Origin of the sequence: Wolbachia endosymbiont of Drosophila bocki, from assembly GCF_028982005.1 — a bacterium.
GTDB lineage: Bacteria > Pseudomonadota > Alphaproteobacteria > Rickettsiales > Anaplasmataceae > Wolbachia > Wolbachia pipientis.
Genome location: NZ_JAPQLG010000044.1, coordinates 1 through 1,963, shown reverse-complemented (window position 1 = coordinate 1,963; position 1,963 = coordinate 1). Strand labels below are relative to the sequence as shown.

At 37.5% G+C, this 1,963-nt stretch carries 1 protein-coding gene; it reads right to left on the bottom strand.

The window, feature by feature from the left end; translation table 11 throughout:
• Positions 1-193: 193 nt before the first annotated feature.
• Positions 194-1,489 (bottom strand): Na+/H+ antiporter NhaC family protein, encoded by a 1,296-nt coding sequence (locus OZD61_RS00875; protein WP_274979497.1) that lies wholly within the window; start codon positions 1,487-1,489, stop codon positions 194-196.
• Positions 1,490-1,963 lie beyond the last annotated feature (474 nt).

Below are 1,963 nucleotides of genomic sequence, written 5' to 3'. Positions count from 1 at the left end.
AAACCCAGAAATTTTTAAAGACATGCGATGCACGTAGTGCGAAAAATTAAACATGAGACGCCAAATACCCTAAGTTTTTTGCCATTAACCTGCACAGATTGCGAAGATAAATAAATAGCTTCAGTTTCATGATAAGGGGGTTGGCGAAGGGTGTCAAGTAATTCCGTTCCTTATGGGTAAAAAAAGAGAAACTCTAAGTTGCAGCCGCACAATGTTTCTCTTTTCTGCTGTTGATGATTATTTCGCCTATTGTAACTGCCGCTAGAATAAAGCAATAATATACCTGTGTTAATAAAGAAATAGGTGATACAGAGGCGATGCTACCTGCTAGCAATAGTTGGGAACCATAAGGTAAGATACCTTTTGTAGCACAAGCAAAAACATCTAATAAGTATGCGCTGCGATGTGGCGCAATACTGTGTTTTTGTGCAAGCCTTTTTGCAATGCCACCACTTAGTAAAATAGCAATGGTATTATTGGCAACTAAGGTAGTAAACATAGACGCAATTCCTGCTATCACAAATTCAGCTTTAGTTTTTGTGATATTGCTTTCATCGATGAGTTTATGCAACGCTTTTTGACCTTGCTTGTACATTATATGGCTCAATCCACCGATAAATAGAGCAAATACCACTATTTCGTTTACTTTTTTGAAACCGTCATACACGTCATGAGGAAATTGAATGATAGCATAGTCAAAAAAAGTTATTCCTAGCACACCAGCAATAATTATGTTTATAGTTATTGTTACTAGAGTGGCGACTTCAAACAGCCCCATGATTATTAAAGAAATGTAAGGAATAATTTTTATTATAGAATAATAATCTAAATTTGATATAGAAATAATTTTTGTACTATTTGAGGCAGCTGCTAGGTAGATGAGTGTTATAATGCTGGCAATAAGTGCAACTTTAGAGTTCATTTTAAGTTTATCTTTTGCTGAAGCTTCCTGTGAAGAAACAGATGCAATGGTGGTATCAGATATCATCGAAAGGTTATCGCCAAACACGGCACCACCTACTACAGTTGCAGTTCCTATTTCGAGACCAAAAGCTCCACTTTTTGCCAGATTAACAGCTATAGGTACCATCAGCGCAACAACTCCCATAGATGTGCCAATTGCAGTTGAAATAAAAGCAGAAGCCAAAAATACTCCAGGCAGCAGTAATCTTGCTGGAAGGAAATTAAGAATTAAATTAGCAACAGTGTCTGCGCTACCGATTGATTGAGTCACCGCAGAAAATGCTCCAGAAAATAAAAAAATTAAACACATAGTAAGGGTGTTTTTGTCACCCATGCCCTTGATAACAGTATCGATGTTATGCTGAATTTTATTTGTACCACGTGAGACAGCAAAAAATAGTGCTGGTAATAAGCAGATTACTGGTGAAACCTGATGAAGTGGATTATCAGTTCCGATAAAAGAAAAATAAGCACCACTTCCAAGATACAAGATTAAAAAAATAATCAAGGGGACAAAAGCTGTCATTTTACTGTACCTAAACTTATAACTATAACTAATTAAGTGGTTTTAAGCAAGTTTGGTTTTCACTAGTTCTACAGGAAGTCAATAGCAGAGTTTTAAACTTCATATTTAATCTACTAAATAAATAGCACATGTAGCTTATTGCTTGACAATAGGATCTAATTGTTGTCTAGATTCCAGCATCACGCGCACAACTGTACGAACATTTGTTTGCGAAGAAATGTTATAGCTGGTTTTGTCTCAAACACAAAGATGTCATCCAAGTAGCTGACTACTTGGATCCAGATTGGATACTGAGTTGGTGAGTATAAAAGTATAGCTAACGCGAGCTCTACGTCATACCGCCGCAGAATAATTAACCGTCATACCGCGATTCATTCGCAGTATCCCTTCGCGGTATCCCTTAGCCGCTAACAAGCAGCGGGATGACGAGTTACTATACCGCTGCGAACCGTCATACCGCCGTGGTATCTCTAG